The sequence below is a fragment of the Streptomyces sp. SID3212 genome (genome assembly GCF_009865405.1).
In the GTDB taxonomy this organism is placed as follows: domain Bacteria; phylum Actinomycetota; class Actinomycetes; order Streptomycetales; family Streptomycetaceae; genus Streptomyces.
In genome coordinates, this window is the sequence record NZ_WWJY01000645.1 from 16,533 (window position 1) to 31,612 (window position 15,080).

General features: G+C 71.6%; 14 protein-coding genes. 7 read left to right on the forward strand and 7 right to left on the reverse strand.

Translation table 11 applies throughout. The features are described 5' to 3' along the window. Positions 1 to 120: 120 nt before the first annotated feature. Positions 121 to 1,152, reverse strand: a complete 1,032-nt coding sequence (pip, locus tag GT042_RS19290) for a prolyl aminopeptidase (RefSeq protein WP_161309970.1) — start codon at positions 1,150 to 1,152, stop codon at positions 121 to 123. Positions 1,153 to 1,324: 172 nt separating this feature from the next. Between pip and GT042_RS19295 the strand changes: the two genes are divergently transcribed. Continuing rightward, complete coding sequence (locus GT042_RS19295; RefSeq protein WP_161309971.1) at positions 1,325 to 1,609, forward strand: hypothetical protein; 285 nt, start codon at positions 1,325 to 1,327, stop codon at positions 1,607 to 1,609. Here the strand turns inward: GT042_RS19295 and GT042_RS19300 are convergent. Beyond that, complete coding sequence (locus tag GT042_RS19300; protein ID WP_237530948.1) at positions 1,606 to 4,428, reverse strand: BTAD domain-containing putative transcriptional regulator; 2,823 nt, start codon at positions 4,426 to 4,428, stop codon at positions 1,606 to 1,608. The genes GT042_RS19295 and GT042_RS19300 overlap by 4 nt on opposite strands. Before the next feature lie 115 nt (positions 4,429 to 4,543). After that, positions 4,544 to 5,116, reverse strand: coding sequence for a TetR family transcriptional regulator (locus GT042_RS19305; RefSeq protein WP_161309972.1), 573 nt, complete (start codon positions 5,114 to 5,116; stop codon positions 4,544 to 4,546). Between the two features lie 164 nt (positions 5,117 to 5,280). On the opposite strand from GT042_RS19305, the gene GT042_RS19310 reads away from it, so the two are divergent. The 3 genes from GT042_RS19310 to GT042_RS19320 all read left to right on the forward strand — a co-directional run bounded on the left by GT042_RS19310 (position 5,281) and on the right by GT042_RS19320 (position 8,064). After that, complete coding sequence (locus tag GT042_RS19310; RefSeq protein WP_237530950.1) at positions 5,281 to 6,486, forward strand: cytochrome P450; 1,206 nt, start codon at positions 5,281 to 5,283, stop codon at positions 6,484 to 6,486. A gap of 4 nt (positions 6,487 to 6,490) precedes the next feature. Further along, entirely contained in the window at positions 6,491 to 6,718 is a 228-nt protein-coding gene (locus GT042_RS19315) for a ferredoxin (RefSeq protein WP_161309973.1), read from the forward strand. 125 nt (positions 6,719 to 6,843) lie between these two features. Continuing rightward, positions 6,844 to 8,064: a cytochrome P450 gene (locus GT042_RS19320; RefSeq protein ID WP_161309974.1), complete on the forward strand. Its 1,221-nt coding sequence runs from the start codon at positions 6,844 to 6,846 to the stop codon at positions 8,062 to 8,064. A 13-nt stretch (positions 8,065 to 8,077) separates the two neighbouring features. Here the strand turns inward: GT042_RS19320 and GT042_RS19325 are convergent, their stop codons facing one another. Then, the gene (locus GT042_RS19325; RefSeq protein ID WP_161309975.1) at positions 8,078 to 9,043 is read right to left on the reverse strand and encodes a LysR family transcriptional regulator; all 966 of its coding nucleotides are present in this window, start codon (positions 9,041 to 9,043) and stop codon (positions 8,078 to 8,080) included. Positions 9,044 to 9,178: 135 nt separating this feature from the next. Between GT042_RS19325 and GT042_RS19330 the strand changes: the two genes are divergently transcribed. Continuing rightward, positions 9,179 to 10,429 (forward strand): MFS transporter, encoded by a 1,251-nt coding sequence (locus GT042_RS19330; RefSeq protein WP_161309976.1) that lies wholly within the window; start codon positions 9,179 to 9,181, stop codon positions 10,427 to 10,429. Between the two features lie 33 nt (positions 10,430 to 10,462). Here the strand turns inward: GT042_RS19330 and GT042_RS19335 are convergent, their stop codons facing one another. Continuing rightward, positions 10,463 to 11,149, reverse strand: coding sequence for a GDSL-type esterase/lipase family protein (locus GT042_RS19335; protein ID WP_161309977.1), 687 nt, complete (start codon positions 11,147 to 11,149; stop codon positions 10,463 to 10,465). 118 nt (positions 11,150 to 11,267) lie between these two features. Between GT042_RS19335 and GT042_RS19340 the strand changes: the two genes are divergently transcribed. Then, complete coding sequence (locus GT042_RS19340; RefSeq protein ID WP_345943836.1) at positions 11,268 to 12,299, forward strand: WD40 repeat domain-containing protein; 1,032 nt, start codon at positions 11,268 to 11,270, stop codon at positions 12,297 to 12,299. Between the two features lie 135 nt (positions 12,300 to 12,434). Here GT042_RS19340 and serC read toward each other — a convergent pair whose 3' ends face one another. Continuing rightward, positions 12,435 to 13,553 carry a phosphoserine transaminase gene (gene serC / locus GT042_RS19345; protein ID WP_161309978.1) on the reverse strand — a complete coding sequence of 373 codons (1,119 nt, stop codon included), beginning with the start codon at positions 13,551 to 13,553 and terminating at the stop codon, positions 12,435 to 12,437. 10 nt (positions 13,554 to 13,563) lie between these two features. Next, positions 13,564 to 14,211 (reverse strand): ATP/GTP-binding protein, encoded by a 648-nt coding sequence (locus GT042_RS19350; RefSeq protein WP_161309979.1) that lies wholly within the window; start codon positions 14,209 to 14,211, stop codon positions 13,564 to 13,566. A gap of 287 nt (positions 14,212 to 14,498) precedes the next feature. On the opposite strand from GT042_RS19350, the gene GT042_RS19355 reads away from it, so the two are divergent. After that, positions 14,499 to 15,080: FAD-binding oxidoreductase (locus tag GT042_RS19355; RefSeq protein WP_161309983.1), on the forward strand; the 582-nt coding region annotated here is incomplete at its 3' end.

The following is a 15,080-nucleotide window of genomic DNA, read 5'->3' on the forward strand; positions in this document are numbered from 1 at the left end:
GCCAACGTGATCGAGCGCACTCGAAGCAACCCCCCTGTCCACGGCCCGGCCAGCCCGCTCCGGGCACGGCGGCGAGCGCCGCTCCGAGCGCCGCTCCGAGCGCCCTTCCCGGCGCCGCTTCTACCGGCCCGCGAAATCGTCCAGCGCCGCCCGTACCGCCAACCGCTCGGTGACGCTGCCCTTGTGGCCCGCGTCCTCCACGATCACCAGCCGGGCGTCCTTCCAGGCACGCGCCAACTCCCAGGCGGTGACCAGGGGTCCGCCCAGGTCGAAACGGCCGTGGACGAGGACGCCCGGGATGCCCGCCAGCCGGTCCGCGCCGCGCAGCAGCGCACCCTCCTCCAGCCAGGCGGCGTGGGAGAAGTAGTGCGCGCAGATCCGGACGAGGGCCAGGCGGGCGGCCGGGGGCCGGTCGCTGTACGGGCGGGCCGAGCCGTGCGGTTCCTGCGCGAGTACGGCGTCCTCCCAGGCGCACCAGTCGGCCGTGGCCCGCTCCCGTACGGCGGGATCGGGACTTTCGGTCAACCGCGCGTAGGCCGCGAGGAGTTCGAAAAGGTCACCTCCTCCGTCACCTCCCGCGCCATCACCGTTCCGCTCGTCCTCCGGAACGCCGCCGTCGCGGAAGCGTTCCCACTCCTCGGGGAAGATCTGGCCGGCGCCCCGGTACAGCCAGTCGATCTCCGAGCGCCGGGTGGTGGTGACGGCGGAGATGACGATCTCCGAGACGCGCTCGGGGTGGCGCTCGGCGTACGCCAGAATGAGTGTGGAGCCCCAGGACCCCCCGTACAGCAGCCACTTGTCGATGCCGAGGTGGACACGCAGCCTTTCCATGTCGGCGATCAGGTGGTCGGTGGTGTTGTGCCGCAGGTCGGTGGCGGGATCGCTCGCGTGGGGGGTGCTGCGCCCGCAGTTGCGCTGGTCGAAGAGGACGACGCGGTAGCGGGCGGGGTCGAAGTACCGCCGCATGGTGGGACCGCACCCGGACCCGGGCCCGCCATGGACGACGAGGGCGGCCTTGCCGCCGGGATTCCCGCAGACCTCCCAGTAGACGAGATTCCCGTCCCCGACGTCGAGTCGGCCGTGGTCGTACGGCTCGACGGGCGGATAGTGCGGCGAGTCGGGGGACGGGGCGGCGGAGGCGGGCTGCGGCATGGGGGTGCTCCTGGGGTTGGGGCGGTGACAGGGATTGTCCAAGGTTCTGCCAAGGGGGCGCTGACAGGGTGAGCCGTGTTCCGAACAGCTGCCGGGGCGGGGCGAATGCCGTTCCGCGTTCGCATGCGAGAGCGGTAGGGCTGGTGTTCGTACTGAAGGAGAAGGAGAGATCATGCGCACACGTCGCTCCGTCGCGACAGCGGCGGTCACCGGGGCACTGCTGCTGGGTGGCTCGATGGGGCCCGCCGTGGCTGCCGCGACCGACACGGCCACCACGTCCAGCCGTGTGGTGCGGGCAACGCAGGGAGTCTTCCACTACTGGGGCACGTACCCGAACATCGGGACCTGCGTCGGGGCCGGTCACCAGATCCTGATCGACGACACCACCGGCCGCTACATCAGCACCCGATGCACGGCTTTCGGCCCCTACCAGTACAAGCTGTGGGTCGAGATCTAGAGAGCCCGAAGAGCCGCGCTCGCTTGTGCCAAGCGGTTCCGCAGCTCCTCGGTCCTGGCGGGGCGGCGTTGTGTCTCGTACAGGGACAGGGCCTGTTCCCACGCTTCGCGTGCCTGGTCCGGCCGGTTCATCGCGTCGTACGTGTCGCCGAGGTTGGTGAGGGTGTCGGCCTCGTCGTACGTACTGCCGACGTGGCGGAAGAGCGACAGTGCCTGCCGGTAGTGGTCCAGGGCTTCGGTGTGGCGCCCGGTGTGGTGGGCGATGTAGCCCAGGCTGTCGTGAGTTGACGCCGCGTCACCTTCCTGGCCGTCCGCGCGGAACAGGGCGAGGGCCTGTTGGCAGTGGTCCCGTGCCTCGGAGTGGAGCCCGAGTTGGGCGTGCATCCAGCCGACCGCGTTGAGCTGGTTGGCCAGCCAGACGGGGTTGTCGAGCTTCCTGTACAGGCCCAGCGCCCGGACGGCGTGGTCGAGAGCCTTCTCGTCGTCCCCGTGCTGCTCCCACGCCCGGCCGAGTGTGCGGCAGATGTGCGCCTGGCCGGCGAGGTCTTCGGTCTGCTCGGACAGGGCGAGGGCCAGGTGCAGATGGTCCATGGCCTTGGCGTGCTCCCCCGTCTGCGCGTGGGCCTGTCCCAGCCGCCAGTGGGCCAGGGCCCGGGGAACGGGGGCGTCGCCGTGGAGTTCGGCCGCGGTGAGGGCGGCACGCCAGACGGCGAAGTAGTCCTGTAGGTGGTGGCCGCCCAGGTGGTACGAGATCAGCGTCCAGGCCAGCTGCCACACCTGCGCGTACCGGCCCTGCTCCAGGGCGAGGGCCTGGACGGCCGGCAGGCAGGAGTGTTCGGTGGCGAACCACTCCAGCGCGGCTGCCGTGTCCGCCGGCCGGAGCGGGGCGCAGCCCGCGGCGGGAGGGCCCAGTTCGGGCCGGAAGGGGGTGTGCGGGCCGTCGAGGAGCTGGTTGGCGGCGAAGGCCGTGTGCACATGGAAGTCGATCAGCCGGGTCAGGGCGTCGGCGGTGTCGGGCGCCTCGCCCATTTCGGCGGCGAACAGTCCGATGAGGTCGTGCATGCGGTACCGGCCGGGGCGGTGCTGCTGGATCAGGTGCGCGGCCTCCAACTCGGCCAAAAGTTGGCGGGTCCTGGGCACGGGAAGAGCCGCGAGGGCGGCGGTGGCGGGCAGGCCGATGTCCGGGCCGGGCGCCTGCCCCAACAGGGCGAACAGGCGGCCGGCCGGTGGGGTCAGGGCGCGGTGGGAGGTGGCGAACACCGCGCGCAGGTTCACGGACACGTCCTCCGTGGCCAGCGCGTCGAGCCGGCCGGTGGCCGACCGGAGTTCCTCCGCGAGTACGGCGAGGGGGAAGGCGGGATGCGTGACGGCGCGGGCGGCCACGATGCCGAGGGCGAGGGGGAGACCCGCGCAGTGCGCGACCAGGGCGTCGACGGCCGCGGGTTCGGACGCGGCTCTTCGCACACCGAGATGACGCGTGAGCAACTCGCGGGCCTGGTCCGGCTGGAAGGCGTCGAGGCTGACGAGGCCCGCGCCGTGCGTGGTGACCAGGGAGGTGAGCCGATCACGACTGGTGATCAGCACGCGGCACGACGGGCTTCCGGGCAGCAGCGGACGGACCTGGTCGGCGTCGCGTGCGTTGTCCAGCACGATCACCATGCGCCGCTCTGCGAGCAGACTGCGGTAGAGGCCCGCCTGGGCTTCCAGGTCCGCCGGGACGGCGTCAGGCTCGACCCCCAGAGCACCGAGAAACCCCCGCAGGGCGACCGCCGCGGGTACGGGCGCCGAGGACGGCTCGAACCCGCGCAGGTTCACGTACAACTGCCCGTCAGGAAACCGCTCCACGTTGTCCTGCACCCAGCGCAGCGCCAGCCACGTCTTGCCGACCCCACCGATCCCGCCGATCGCCACGGAGCCCGTCCGCTGGGCCTGAAGGGCATCGGTGAGCTGCTCAAGCTCTCGACTCCGACCGGTGAACACGACCGGAGACAAGGGGAGTTGACGCGGTACACCGCGTGAAGCGGCCGGTGGCGCGGACAGCACGGAGGCGCCGGTGAGTATCTTCCGGTGCAGCTCCTGAAGCTGCGCACTGGGGTCGGCTCCGAGTTCTTCGGCGAGCCGTTCCCGGGTCCGCTCGTAGTACGTGAGCGCGTCGGCCGGCCGGCCGCACCGGCAGAGGGCGAGCAGGTACTGGCCCACCAGCCGCTCATCGAGGGGTTGATCGGTGACGTGCTTGGCGAGCTCCGGGAGGACCGCGTCGTGGTGGCCGAGGTGAAGCTCCACTTCGTACAACTCGGCCAGCAGGCCGGCTCGTTCCTGGTGGAGCCCCACTCTGTTCCGGACAGCCCAGTCCCCGCCCAGACTCCCGAGCGCCTCGCCGTGACAGAGCTCCACGGCCCGGCGGTAGAGCCTCCGGGCCTCCTGATGGTCCCGCCGCTCCACGGCCTTGCCGCCCCGCTGGGCCAGCGCCCGCATCAGATGGACGTCGACCTGCTCCGGCTCCAGCGTCAGAACGTAACCGCCCGACTGCTGGGCCAGCGGACCCGAGGAACCACCCCCGTGATCCAGCAACTTGCGAAGCCGAGCAACGTAACTGTGCAGCCCGGCCCGCGCCGCGCGCGGCGGGGAGTCGTCCCACACCCGCTCGATCAAGGTGTCCACACTCACGAGCCGCCCACTCTGCAACGCGAGAACCGCCAGCACGCACGCCTGCTTGGCGGGCCCGGCAGAAACGTACGCGCCGTCGGCGCCCTCCACCATGATCCGACCGAACAGGCGTATGCGAGGCTGAGCGGAGAGGTGGCTCTCGATACGGCTCATCAGGCAACCGTCTCACAGCAAGCCCCCACCGTCCGCTGATCGCACGGCCAATCCCCGGCGGTTCAGGCGCGTTTCGATGGATCCCGACCACCTCTCGGTCCGCAGAACGTTTCGCTCATTCGGTGCGCTCCAACAGCGTCCGCGCCGCCGTCAGGAACAGCGCGCAGATCTCGTCCGCGTCCGCCCCCGCCAGTGGCTCCATGCGGCTGACATCGCGGACCAGGCCGAGGCCCACCAGCCACGCCAGGACCAGTTGGGCGCGCAGCGTCGCGTCCGGGGCGTCGGTCAGGGTGGCCAGCGCGCCCGCGTAGTCCGCGCCCAGCTGCTCGGCGATGGTGGCCGCCGGGCCCTCGCTGCCGAGCGAGCGCAGGAAGGTCACCAGCGTGTGGTCGCGCCGCTGGCCCGGCTCGTCGCGGAGCATGCTGCGCAGCGTGGTGTCGAGCAGCTTCTCCAGTGGTGTGGTGTCGAGTTGGGCCCGGCCCTCGCGGGCCGCCACCGCCTCGAACACCGCGGCCTTGGAGCCGAAGTAGCGGAAGATCAACGACTGGTTCGCCCCCGCCCGGTCCGCGATGTCCCGCACGGTCGTACGGGCGAAGCCGCGTTCCGCGAAGAGGACGGTGGCGGCATCGAGCAACGCCTGTCGGGTCCCGGCCGCGTCGCGGCGGCGGGGTTGTTGTTTTTCGGCCACGGTCCCTCCCAGCGCACACCGTAGCGCCAGGGCCGCCAGGGGCGGCCGTCTTGACGCCTCCCCGACGGCCTGCCTAGCGTTGTAAGCGTCTGCTTGCAAACTCCGGACAGCGACCTCAACGAGCCCATGACCAGGCTCGATAGACCGTTCGAGTGGGAGTCACCTTGAGCACACCCCCCGCAGCCGAATCCGCCCCCGGCCCCATCCCCTACCCCTTCAACGACGCCGGGGGCCTCGCCCTCGACGCCTCGTACACCGCCGCACAGGACGCCGAGGGCATGATCCGCGTCCAGCTGCCGCACGGCGAACCGGCCTGGCTGGCCACCCGGTACGCCGACGCCCGCTTCGTCCTGGGCGATCTCCGCTTCTCCCGCGCGATGTCGCTGGAGAAGGACGAACCCCGTTTCACCCCGGCCGTCACCGAGGAGAACATCCTCTCGATGGACCCGCCCCACCACACACGCCTCCGCACCCTGGTCTCCCGCGCCTTCACCAAGCACCAGGTGGAGGGATTACGCCCCTGGGTGCGGCAGTTGACCGGCGAGCTGCTCGACGGGCTGATCGCCCGCGGCGGTACGGCCGACCTGGTCGAGGAGTTCGCGCTCCCGCTGCCCGTCGCCGTCATCTGCGAACTGCTCGGCGTACCGGCCGGCGACCGCCCCAAGTTCCGCGCCTGGAGCGACGCCGCCCTGTCGACCAGCATCCTCGACGCCGAGGAGCAGAAGGCCAACCAGGTCGCCCTGCGCGCCTACATGGCGGAGCACGTCGCCGCCCGCCGGGCCGATCCGCAGGACGACCTGATGTCGGCCCTCATCGAGGCCAAGGACGTCAAGGACCGGCTCACCGAGGTCGAACTCGTCGACATGTGCATCGCGATCCTCATCGCCGGACACGAGACGACCGCCTCGCAGATCCCGAACTTCGTACACGTCCTGCTCGAACACCCCGAGGAATGGGCGCGGTTGGTCATCGAGCCCGAGCTGATCCCCACCGCCGTCGAGGAGTTGATGCGGTTCATCCCGCTCGGTGTGGCCGGGGGATTCGCCCGGTACGCCACCGAGGACATCGAGGTCGGCGGGGTCCTGGTCCGGAAGGGCGAGCCGGTCCTCGTCGCGATCGGCCCCGCGAACCGGGACCCGCGCCGGTTCGAGAATCCGCACGAGGTACGGCTGGACCGCAAGGTCAATCAGCACCTCGGCTTCGGACACGGCGTGCACCACTGCCTGGGCGCGCAGCTCGCCCGGCTCGAACTGCACGAGGCGCTGCACGCCCTGGTGACGAAGATGCCCGGGCTGCGGGTGGTGGGGGAGATCGAGTGGAAGGACCGGATGATCGTGCGGGCCCCGCGCCGGATGACGGTGGGGTGGTGACCGCGTGACCTGGCACCTTGAGGTGGACGAGCACGCCTGTATCGGCTCGGGGATGTGCGCCGCGCTGGCCCCGGACCGGTTCGAGCTGGAGAGCGCGACGGCGGCGGTGGTGCCGGGCGCGGCGGAGGCGGACCCGGCGGAGGTGCTGCTGGACGCGGCCGACTCGTGCCCGGCGGTCGCGATCACGGTGACGGACAGCACCTCGGGGGCGGTGCTGGGGCCACGCCCCTGACCCGTGCCCTTCCCGGGGGCCGGACGGCTCGTGGGCTGTCCGGCCCCGGGGTACGAGCGGGTCGGGTGTCGGAGGTACGCGCCCGTCCGGCGCCCGTGGTACGGCCCCGTTCTACGCTGGCCGGTATGAGCATCGCCCCGGCCCCCGCGTTCGACCCCTGGCAGCGCGCGTTCATCGCCGACCCCTACCCGGCCTACGCCGGCCTCCGCGCCCAGGGGCCCGTGACGTACTTCGAGCCGACCGGCCAGTGGCTCGTCCCGCACTACGACGACGTACGGGCCCTGCTCCGCGACCGGCGCCTCGGCCGTACGTACCTCCACCGCTTCACCCACGAGGAGTTCGGCCGCACCGCCCCGCCCGCCGCCCACGAGCCCTTCCACACCCTCAACGGCAACGGCCTCCTCGACCTCGAAGCCCCCGACCACACCCGCATCCGCCGGCTGGTCTCCCTCGCCTTCACCCCGCGTACCGTCGAGCGGCTCGCCCCCACGATCACCCGCCTCGCGGAGGACCTGGTAGCCGGGTTCGTCGCCGACGGCGGGGGCGACCTCGTCGCCGCCGTCGCCGAGCCGCTGCCCGTCGCGGTGATCGCCGAGATGCTGGGCGTCCCGGAGGCGGACCGGCCGCTGCTGCGGCCCTGGTCGTCGGCGATCTGCGGGATGTTCGAGCTGAACCCCACCGAGGAGACGGCCCGGCGGGCGGTCGACGCGTCGGTCGAGTTCTCCTCGTATCTGCGCGGGCTCATCGCGCGGCGGCGCCGCGACCTCGGGGACGACCTCATCAGCGCGCTGATCACCGCGCACGACGACGAGGACCGCCTCACCGAGCAGGAGATGATCTCCACCTGCGTGCTGCTGCTCAACGCCGGCCACGAGGCGACGGTCAACACCACCGCCAACGGCTGGTTCACCCTCTTCCGCCACCCCGCCGAACTGGCCCGCCTGCGCGCCGACCCGGCCGGTCTGCTGCCCACCGCCGTCGAGGAGTTGCTGCGCTTCGACACCCCGCTCCAGATGTTCGAGCGATGGGTGCTGGACGACATCGAGGTCGGAGGCACCGTGATCCCGCGCGGCAGCGAGGTGGCCCTCCTCTTCGGCTCGGCCCACCGGGACCCCGCCCGCTTCGACCGTCCCGACGTCCTGGACCTCGGCCGTACGGAGAATCCGCATCTGGCGTTCGGCGCGGGCATCCACTACTGCCTGGGCGCCCCGCTCGCCCGGCTCGAACTCGTCGCGTCCTTCGGGGCGTTGCTGCGCCGGGCCCCCGAGTTGCGGCTGACCACCGAGCCCGAGTGGAACCCGGGGTACGTCATCAGGGGCCTGCGGGAGCTCCTGGTGGAGGTGTGAGGCCCATACGATTTCACCCCACCACCCCGGACGGCCCCACCATCCCGGACGGCCCCACCGCCCAGGACGGCCGCCAGACCCTCCCCGGGAGCGCCGCCAGGCCCCCGAAGTGGTCGATGACCGCCCGCAGCCCCGGGTGCGGATCCGACCGGCGGAGGAGGAGCGAGAGCGGGTACGCGAGCGTCGGGTCCACCACCGGGATGCGGCGCAGGTCGTGGTGGGTCGGCCAGAGGTACCGGTCGCGCGAGCCCACGAGAGTGGCCACGTCCGCCGACTCCGCGAGGATGTCGAGAAGCACCTCGTCGCCGAAGTTCGGCCCCGCCGCGTCGACCCGGAGATCGAAGGCGGTGGCCAACTCGTCGTAGAACTCCGCCCATTCGCTGCCCGGCGCGATCCCCGGCACCCAGATCCGGTGCCCGCGCAGCCGGTCCGGGGTCAGGGTCCGCGCGGCGGCGAGCGGGTGCCTCGGGCCCACGAGGAGTTCCAGCGGGGAGTCGAACGCGTGGATCATCCGTACGTCGCCGGGCAGTGCGGCCGGGTCGGTGACCGAGCGGAACGACGCGTCGAGATCGCCCGCCCGGACGGCGGCGACCGCCTCGCGCGGGTCGTTGACCCGGAGGGTCACCACGTCGAGGTCGGTTCCGGGGCGTGACCGCCAGTAGTCGTGCAGGAGGACGGCCTGCGCGGACCGCAGGCCGAGGACGTCGATCCGCAGGGCCCGCGCCCCCGGCCTGATCGCGGTGATCGCGCGCTCGACACCGGTGACGACGTTCCGGGCGTGCGGGAGGAACGCCTGCCCGTCGAGGGTCAGTTCGACCCCTCGGGCGGTACGGGTGAACAGCCGGACGCCGAGTTCGCGCTCCAGGGCCGCGATCCGCTTCGACACGGCCTGCTGGGTCACGCCCAGCTCGTCGGCCGCGTGCCGCAGCTGCCCCAGCTCGGCCGCCCGGACGAACGATCGCACCGCCTCTGTATCCATGCGGGCAGCCTAGGTGCGCACAACCCATGGTTGTGGCCGGGCCGGGATCGGTTGTTTGATCCGAGGGCCGTGCGCGCGGTGTGATGCGGGGAGCCGCACGTCGGTCGCGGCCGGGGGCGGGGGAGAGGGAAGCACATGCGCGAGCGCTTGGGGTCCGACTTCGGCCGGCTGTGGGCGGCCTACGCCGTCAGTACGTACGGTACGTGGATCGCCTTCGGCGCGTTCCCGCTGATCGCGGTCCGGGTGCTGGACGCGTCGGCGTTCGCCGTGTCGCTCCTGGAGGCGGCCGGGCTCGCCGTCGCGGGGGTGGCCGCCTTCTCGCTCGGGCCGTGGATCGAGCACCGCGCCAAGCGCCCTGTGATGATCGCGATGGACCTGGTCCGGTTCGCCGCGACGGCGAGCGTCCCCGTCGCGTACGTCCTCGGCGTGTTGTCGTACGGTCAACTGCTGGTTGTCTCGGTCGTCTCCGGAACCGCGAACATCGCCTTCACCGCCGCGTCCGGCGCGTACCTGAAACACCTCGTCCCCCGGGACCACCTCCTCCTGGCGAACGGGAGATTCGAGGGCACGAGCTGGGTCGCGACGGCGGCCGGGCCGCCCCTCGGCGGTGCGCTCGTCGGACTGCTCGGCCCGGTCGTCACGGTCCTGGCCGACGCCCTCAGCTACCTCCTGTCCGCCCTCGGAATCCTCCGCATCCGTGGCGGAGGCGACGTCGTGACACCCCGCGACCGCTCCACCGAGCCGCGCGCGGGCCGGTTCCTCGACGGCTGGCGGCTCATCCTCCGCGACGACGCGCTGAGACGCCTGTTCCTCAACTCGATCCTCGTCGGCGGCCTCATCATGGCCACCGTCCCCCTCCTTTCCGTCCTCCTGCTGGGCCGGTACCACTTCCCGGTCTGGCAGTACGGTCTGGCCTTCGGCGTCCCCGCGCTCGGCGGCTTCGTGGGCGCCCGCCTCTCCGTGCGCCTCGTGACCCGCTACGGCCGGCACCGGGTGATGATCGTCTCCGGCTGGCTGCGCTCGGTCTTCCCGCTCGGGCTGGCGTTCGTCCGTCCCGGGGTCCCGGGGCTCCTCATCGTGATCGTCGTCGAAGGGCTGTTGATCACCTGCATGGGGATCTTCAACCCGATCTACGCGACGGAGCGCCTGCGACGGACCCCCGTACACCGGACCGCCCAGATCCTCAGTACGTGGAGCGCCGCGAGCAAGCTCCTCCATGCCGCCCTGATGGTGATCTGGGGGATCCTCGCCACCCTCACCGGCCCGCTCGCCGCGATCACCGTGTCCGGCGTCCTCCTGCTGGCCACCCCGCTTCTGCTGCCCACGCGGGCCCATCTTTCGGCGCCGGAGCCTGTCGCCTCGGGACCGGACGTCCGGGTCGCCTGACTCGCCGCGACCCACGGCACGGACCCGCCGCCGTCAGGCCCGCGCCTCGTACGGTGCCCCCAGCCCCCACGCCTCGTACATCGCGTCCGCGAACGCCCCCGCCAGTTTGTGCTCCCCCGACGGGGCGGGATGCGTGCCGTCGTACGTGTCGCGGTGGATGTCGTACGACGGCGGGCGCGACGCCAGCAGCAGGGGTGAGCCGGCCAGGTCCAGGTCGGCGACCGCCTTCGCCAGCAGCTCGTTGAAGCGGGCGACCTCGGCGGCGAAGGCCGGGTCGGTGTCGGCGCGCACGTTCGGTATGACCGGCAGCACCACGGCCCTGACCCGCGGATTCGCCGCACGCGCCTCGGCGAGGAACAGCCGGACCCGCTCGGCGGTCTGCGTGCTGTTCGTGTAGAAGCCGAGATCGATCAGCCCGAGCGAGATCAGCAGGACATCGGCCCGGTGCGTGCTCACGGCGTCGCGGATCAAGGGCGTGAGGTGCTGCCAGCCCTCGCCCCAGCCCGCCAGATGGCGCCGGGCGGCGGCCGGGAAGTCCGGGGCGCCGTACGCGTGCGAGACCGGGGCCTCGGCGAACAGGTCGTACAACTCCGTACGCGGGCCGACGATCCCGTACGGACCGCCGAAGGACGCGTTCAGGTGCTGCCACATCCGGTAGCGCCAGGTGAAGTCGCCGGCGTGGCCGATGGTCATGGAGTCGCCGACGAACATGAAACGCATCGGGACATCATCCCCGATCGGGGCGGGATGGCAGGCTGGGGGCATGCGTTCGCTTCCGCGCCACCCTGGCCTGCGTCTTTCCGGTGTTTTCGCTGGTGTTTCCACCGTACTGCTCGGTGTGTCCACCCTGCTCGTCGGTGTGTCCGCCCTGCTCGGCATATCCGCGCCGCAGGCCTCGGGAGCCACCGCCGACGCCTCCGCCGACGCCAGCGCCGCCACTGCCGCCGCCGACAACGCCCCCGACCGCAGCTTCACGATCAAGGACCCGCGCATCACCGAGTCCAGCGGTCTGGCGGCGAGCCGCGCCCACCCCGGCGTCTACTGGACCCACAACGACAGCGACGACGGACCGTACGTCTACGCGGTCGACTCCCGGACCGGTGAGACGGTCGCGACGATCACCCTCCGGGGCGTCGGCGACCCGCGCGACGTGGAGGCCATCTCGATCGGGCCCGACGGCGACGTGTACGTCGGTGACATCGGGGACAACCTGGGCGGCAGCTGGGACCACGTATGGATCTACCGCTTCCCGGAGCCGAAGCAGCTCAAGGACGCGACGGTCCGCGCCACCCAGTTCACGGTGAAGTACGCCGACGGGCCGCGCGACGCCGAGGCGTTGATGGTCGACCCGAAGACCGGGCGGGTCTACATCGCCTCGAAGAACGAGGACGGCGGTGGACTGTACGAGGGTCCGGCGCGGCTGACCGCGACGGGGACCAACGTCTTCCGGCGGATCGGGGACGTGCCGTGGGTGACGGACGGCGCGTTCTCGCCGGACGGCAAGGAGCTGGTGCTGCGCTCGTACTTCAGCGCGCGCGCGTACGCCTGGAAGAACGGCCGGCTGGGCGCCGACCACCGCGTGCGCGCGCCCATCCAGGGGCAGGCCGAGTCCGTGACGTACACGGCGGACGGCAGCGCGCTGATGTTCGGCTCCGAGGGCGAGGAGAGCGGGGTGGAGCGGGTGGACCTAGAGAAGGACGGCGGCTCGTCCCCCGGGAGCGGTGGTACGGCGTCGGGCGGGGGCGGGAGCGGGTCGACGGGGGGCCTCGGCACGGACGCCGAGGAGGGCAAGGTGACGGTGGGGGCGGTGGTGCTGGTGGGGGCGGCGGTGCTGTTCTTCGGCGTCAAGCGGCTGCGGCGCAAGGGCTGAGACCGGCGGCCGGGCGGGCGGTGTGAACGGCGAAGGGCCCCGGCCGCGTGGACGGTGTGAGCGGCGAAGGGCCCCGGCCGCGTGGAGCGCGTACCGGGGCCCTTCGCATTCGGCGTCAGAGCCGCTCGTTCAGCGTCAGAGCCGCTCGATCACATAGTCGATGCAGACCGTCAGCGCGGCCACGTCCGCCGGGTCGACCGCGGGGAACATCGCCACACGCAGCTGGTTGCGGCCCAGCTTGCGGTACGGCTCGGTGTCCACGATGCCGTTGGCGCGCAGGGCCTTGGAGACCGCCGTCGCGTCGATCTCGTCCGCGAAGTCGATCGTGCCGATGACCTGCGAGCGCTTCGCCGGGTCGACCACGAACGGGGTCGCGTACTTGGACGCGTCGGCCCATCCGTACAGGGCGCTCGACGACGCGGCCGTACGGTTCACCGCCCAGTCCAGGCCACCCTGGGTGTTGATCCAGGTCAGCTGCTCGTTCAGCAGGAAGAGCGTGGCCAGGGCGGGGGTGTTGTACGTCTGGTTCTTCAGCGAGTTGTCGATCGCGGTCGGCAGCGAGAAGAACTCGGGTACGTGCCGGCCCGAGCCGTGCACGCGCGCGGCGCGCTCCAGCGCGGCGGGCGAGAAGACGCCGATCCACAGGCCGCCGTCGGCGGCGAAGGACTTCTGCGGGGCGAAGTAGTAGACGTCGGTCTCGGTGATGTCGACCGGCAGGCCGCCCGCGCCGGAGGTCGCGTCGACCAGCACCAGCGACCCGGCGTCGGCGCCCGCGACGCGCCGCACGGGCGCGGAGACACCGGTGGAGGTCTCGTTGTGGGTGAGGGCGTAGGCGTCGACACCCTCCTCGGCCTTCGGGTCGGGGTGGGAGCCGGGGTCGGTGGAGATGACGGTCGGCTCGGCCAGCCACGGGGCGAGCTTCGACGCCTTGGCGAACTTGGACGAGAACTCACCGAACGAGAGGTGCTGCGACTTGTTCTCGATCAGGCCGTGTGTCGCGACGTCCCAGAAGGCGGTCGAGCCGCCGTTGCCCAGGATCACCTCGTACCCGTCGGGCAGGTCGAAGAGGCTCCGTACACCGTCGCGCACCGCGCCGACCAGGTTCTTCACCGGAGCCTGGCGGTGCGAGGTGCCGAGCAGAGACGTTCCGGTGGCCGCCAGAGCGTCCACCGCCTCCGTCCGCACCTTGGAGGGGCCTGCGCCGAAACGGCCGTCGGCGGGCTTGATGTCAGCAGGAATCTGGATATCGGCCACGGGCCGGAGCCTAGTGCCTCGCGCGCGGTGCCGGACAGCCGTGTCCGTCGGATGAGACGCGGGCGGCCAGGTATTCGATCAGGGTGATCAGGACGTACTTGCTGGACGAGCGGTCCCGCGCGTCGCACTCCACCAGCGGGACGTCGGAGGTCAGGCCGAGGGTCTCGCGCACCTGTTCCTCGGTACGGAACGGGCCGCCGAAGTCGTTGCAGGCGACGATGAAGAGCGTGCCGTCGGCCTGCAATCGCTCGATGGTGTGACGGGCGTCGGCGACGCGGCGGGTGTCGACGAGGACGACCGCGCCGAACGTACCGGAGAAGAGGCGGTCCCAGAGGAACGAGAAACGTTCCTGGCCGGGGCCGCCGAACACGTACAGCACCGAACCCTGGTCGTGCGCCGAGCTCTGGTCGAGGGAGATCCGGCCGAAGTCGAACGCGACCGTGGTCGCGGTCTTCCTGCCGAGCCCGTCGAGGTCGGCGAGGGCGTCGATCTCCACGGTGCGGGTCATCGTCTCCTCGGCGTTCAGGGGACGGATCTCGCTGATGGAACGGACCATGGTGGTCTTGCCGACGCCGAAGCCGCCGACGATGGCGATCTTCAGGGTGCCGCTGTCGGTGGGTCTGGCCGCGCCGGTGGGGGCATCGGGGGTGCCGGTCATCGGGGATTGCCCTCCGGGTCGGTGAAGTTGGCCCAGCGCACCGCACAAACGGAGGTCACTATAGGAGAGTTGACGATTGAATTGGGAAATTTTTGTTCGATTCCTTATGTGTTTCCGTCAGCTGAAGGTGCTGTGGCCGACAAGTGAACCAGGGGCGGACCGGGTGTGCGTCGGGCATATGCCGTACGTGTGCCACTCATGTACCGGGTTCGCGGGGGCGGCCGGGGCATGCTGGGACCATGGCTGACCAGGCTCAGAGGTCCGGGGGATCCGGAACGAACGCGGGAATGAACGCGGGGGCGGACGCGGCGCTGGGGGCGCGTGCGGACGCGACCGCGCTGGCGCGTGCGCTGGAGGGCGCCGTGCGCGGAGAGGTGGACTTCGGGACGGCGGCCCGGGCCCTGATGACCATGGACGCGTCCAACTACCGCCGGGTGCCGGTGGGCGTGGTCGCCCCGCGCGACGCGGCGGACGTGGCCGCGGCGCTGGCGGTGTGCCGCGAGTACGGCGTACCGGTGCTGCCGCGCGGCGCCGGGACGTCCATCGCGGGTCAGGCGACCGGGGTCGGGGTGGTGCTCGACCTGACCCGCCACCTGCGGTCGATCGTGTCGGTGGACGCGGAGGCGCGCACGGCGGTCGTGCAGCCCGGCGTGATCCTGGACGACCTGCGGAACGCCGTACGGCCGTACGGGCTGACCTTCGGCCCGGATCCCTCGACGCACAGCCGGTGCACGCTCGGCGGGATGATCGGCAACAACTCCTGCGGGGCGCATTCGGTGGCGTGGGGCACGACGGCCGACAACGTCGACCGGCTGTCCGTCCTCACCTACGGCGGGGCGGAACTGAGCCTGGGGCGGGGGTGGCCGGGG

What these genes read in the sequence shown, in the direction of transcription:
- pip (WP_161309970.1), bottom strand. Translation starts at nt 1,152, where the DNA reads ATGCCGCAGCCCGCCTCCGCCGCCCCGTCCCCCGACTCGCCGCACTAT.
- GT042_RS19295 (WP_161309971.1), top strand. Translation starts at nt 1,325, where the DNA reads ATGCGCACACGTCGCTCCGTCGCGACAGCGGCGGTCACCGGGGCACTG.
- GT042_RS19300 (WP_237530948.1), bottom strand. Translation starts at nt 4,428, where the DNA reads ATGAGCCGTATCGAGAGCCACCTCTCCGCTCAGCCTCGCATACGCCTG.
- GT042_RS19320 (WP_161309974.1), top strand. Translation starts at nt 6,844, where the DNA reads ATGAGCATCGCCCCGGCCCCCGCGTTCGACCCCTGGCAGCGCGCGTTC.
- GT042_RS19325 (WP_161309975.1), bottom strand. Translation starts at nt 9,043, where the DNA reads ATGGATACAGAGGCGGTGCGATCGTTCGTCCGGGCGGCCGAGCTGGGG.
- GT042_RS19330 (WP_161309976.1), top strand. Translation starts at nt 9,179, where the DNA reads ATGCGCGAGCGCTTGGGGTCCGACTTCGGCCGGCTGTGGGCGGCCTAC.
- GT042_RS19335 (WP_161309977.1), bottom strand. Translation starts at nt 11,149, where the DNA reads ATGCGTTTCATGTTCGTCGGCGACTCCATGACCATCGGCCACGCCGGC.
- GT042_RS19350 (WP_161309979.1), bottom strand. Translation starts at nt 14,211, where the DNA reads ATGACCGGCACCCCCGATGCCCCCACCGGCGCGGCCAGACCCACCGAC.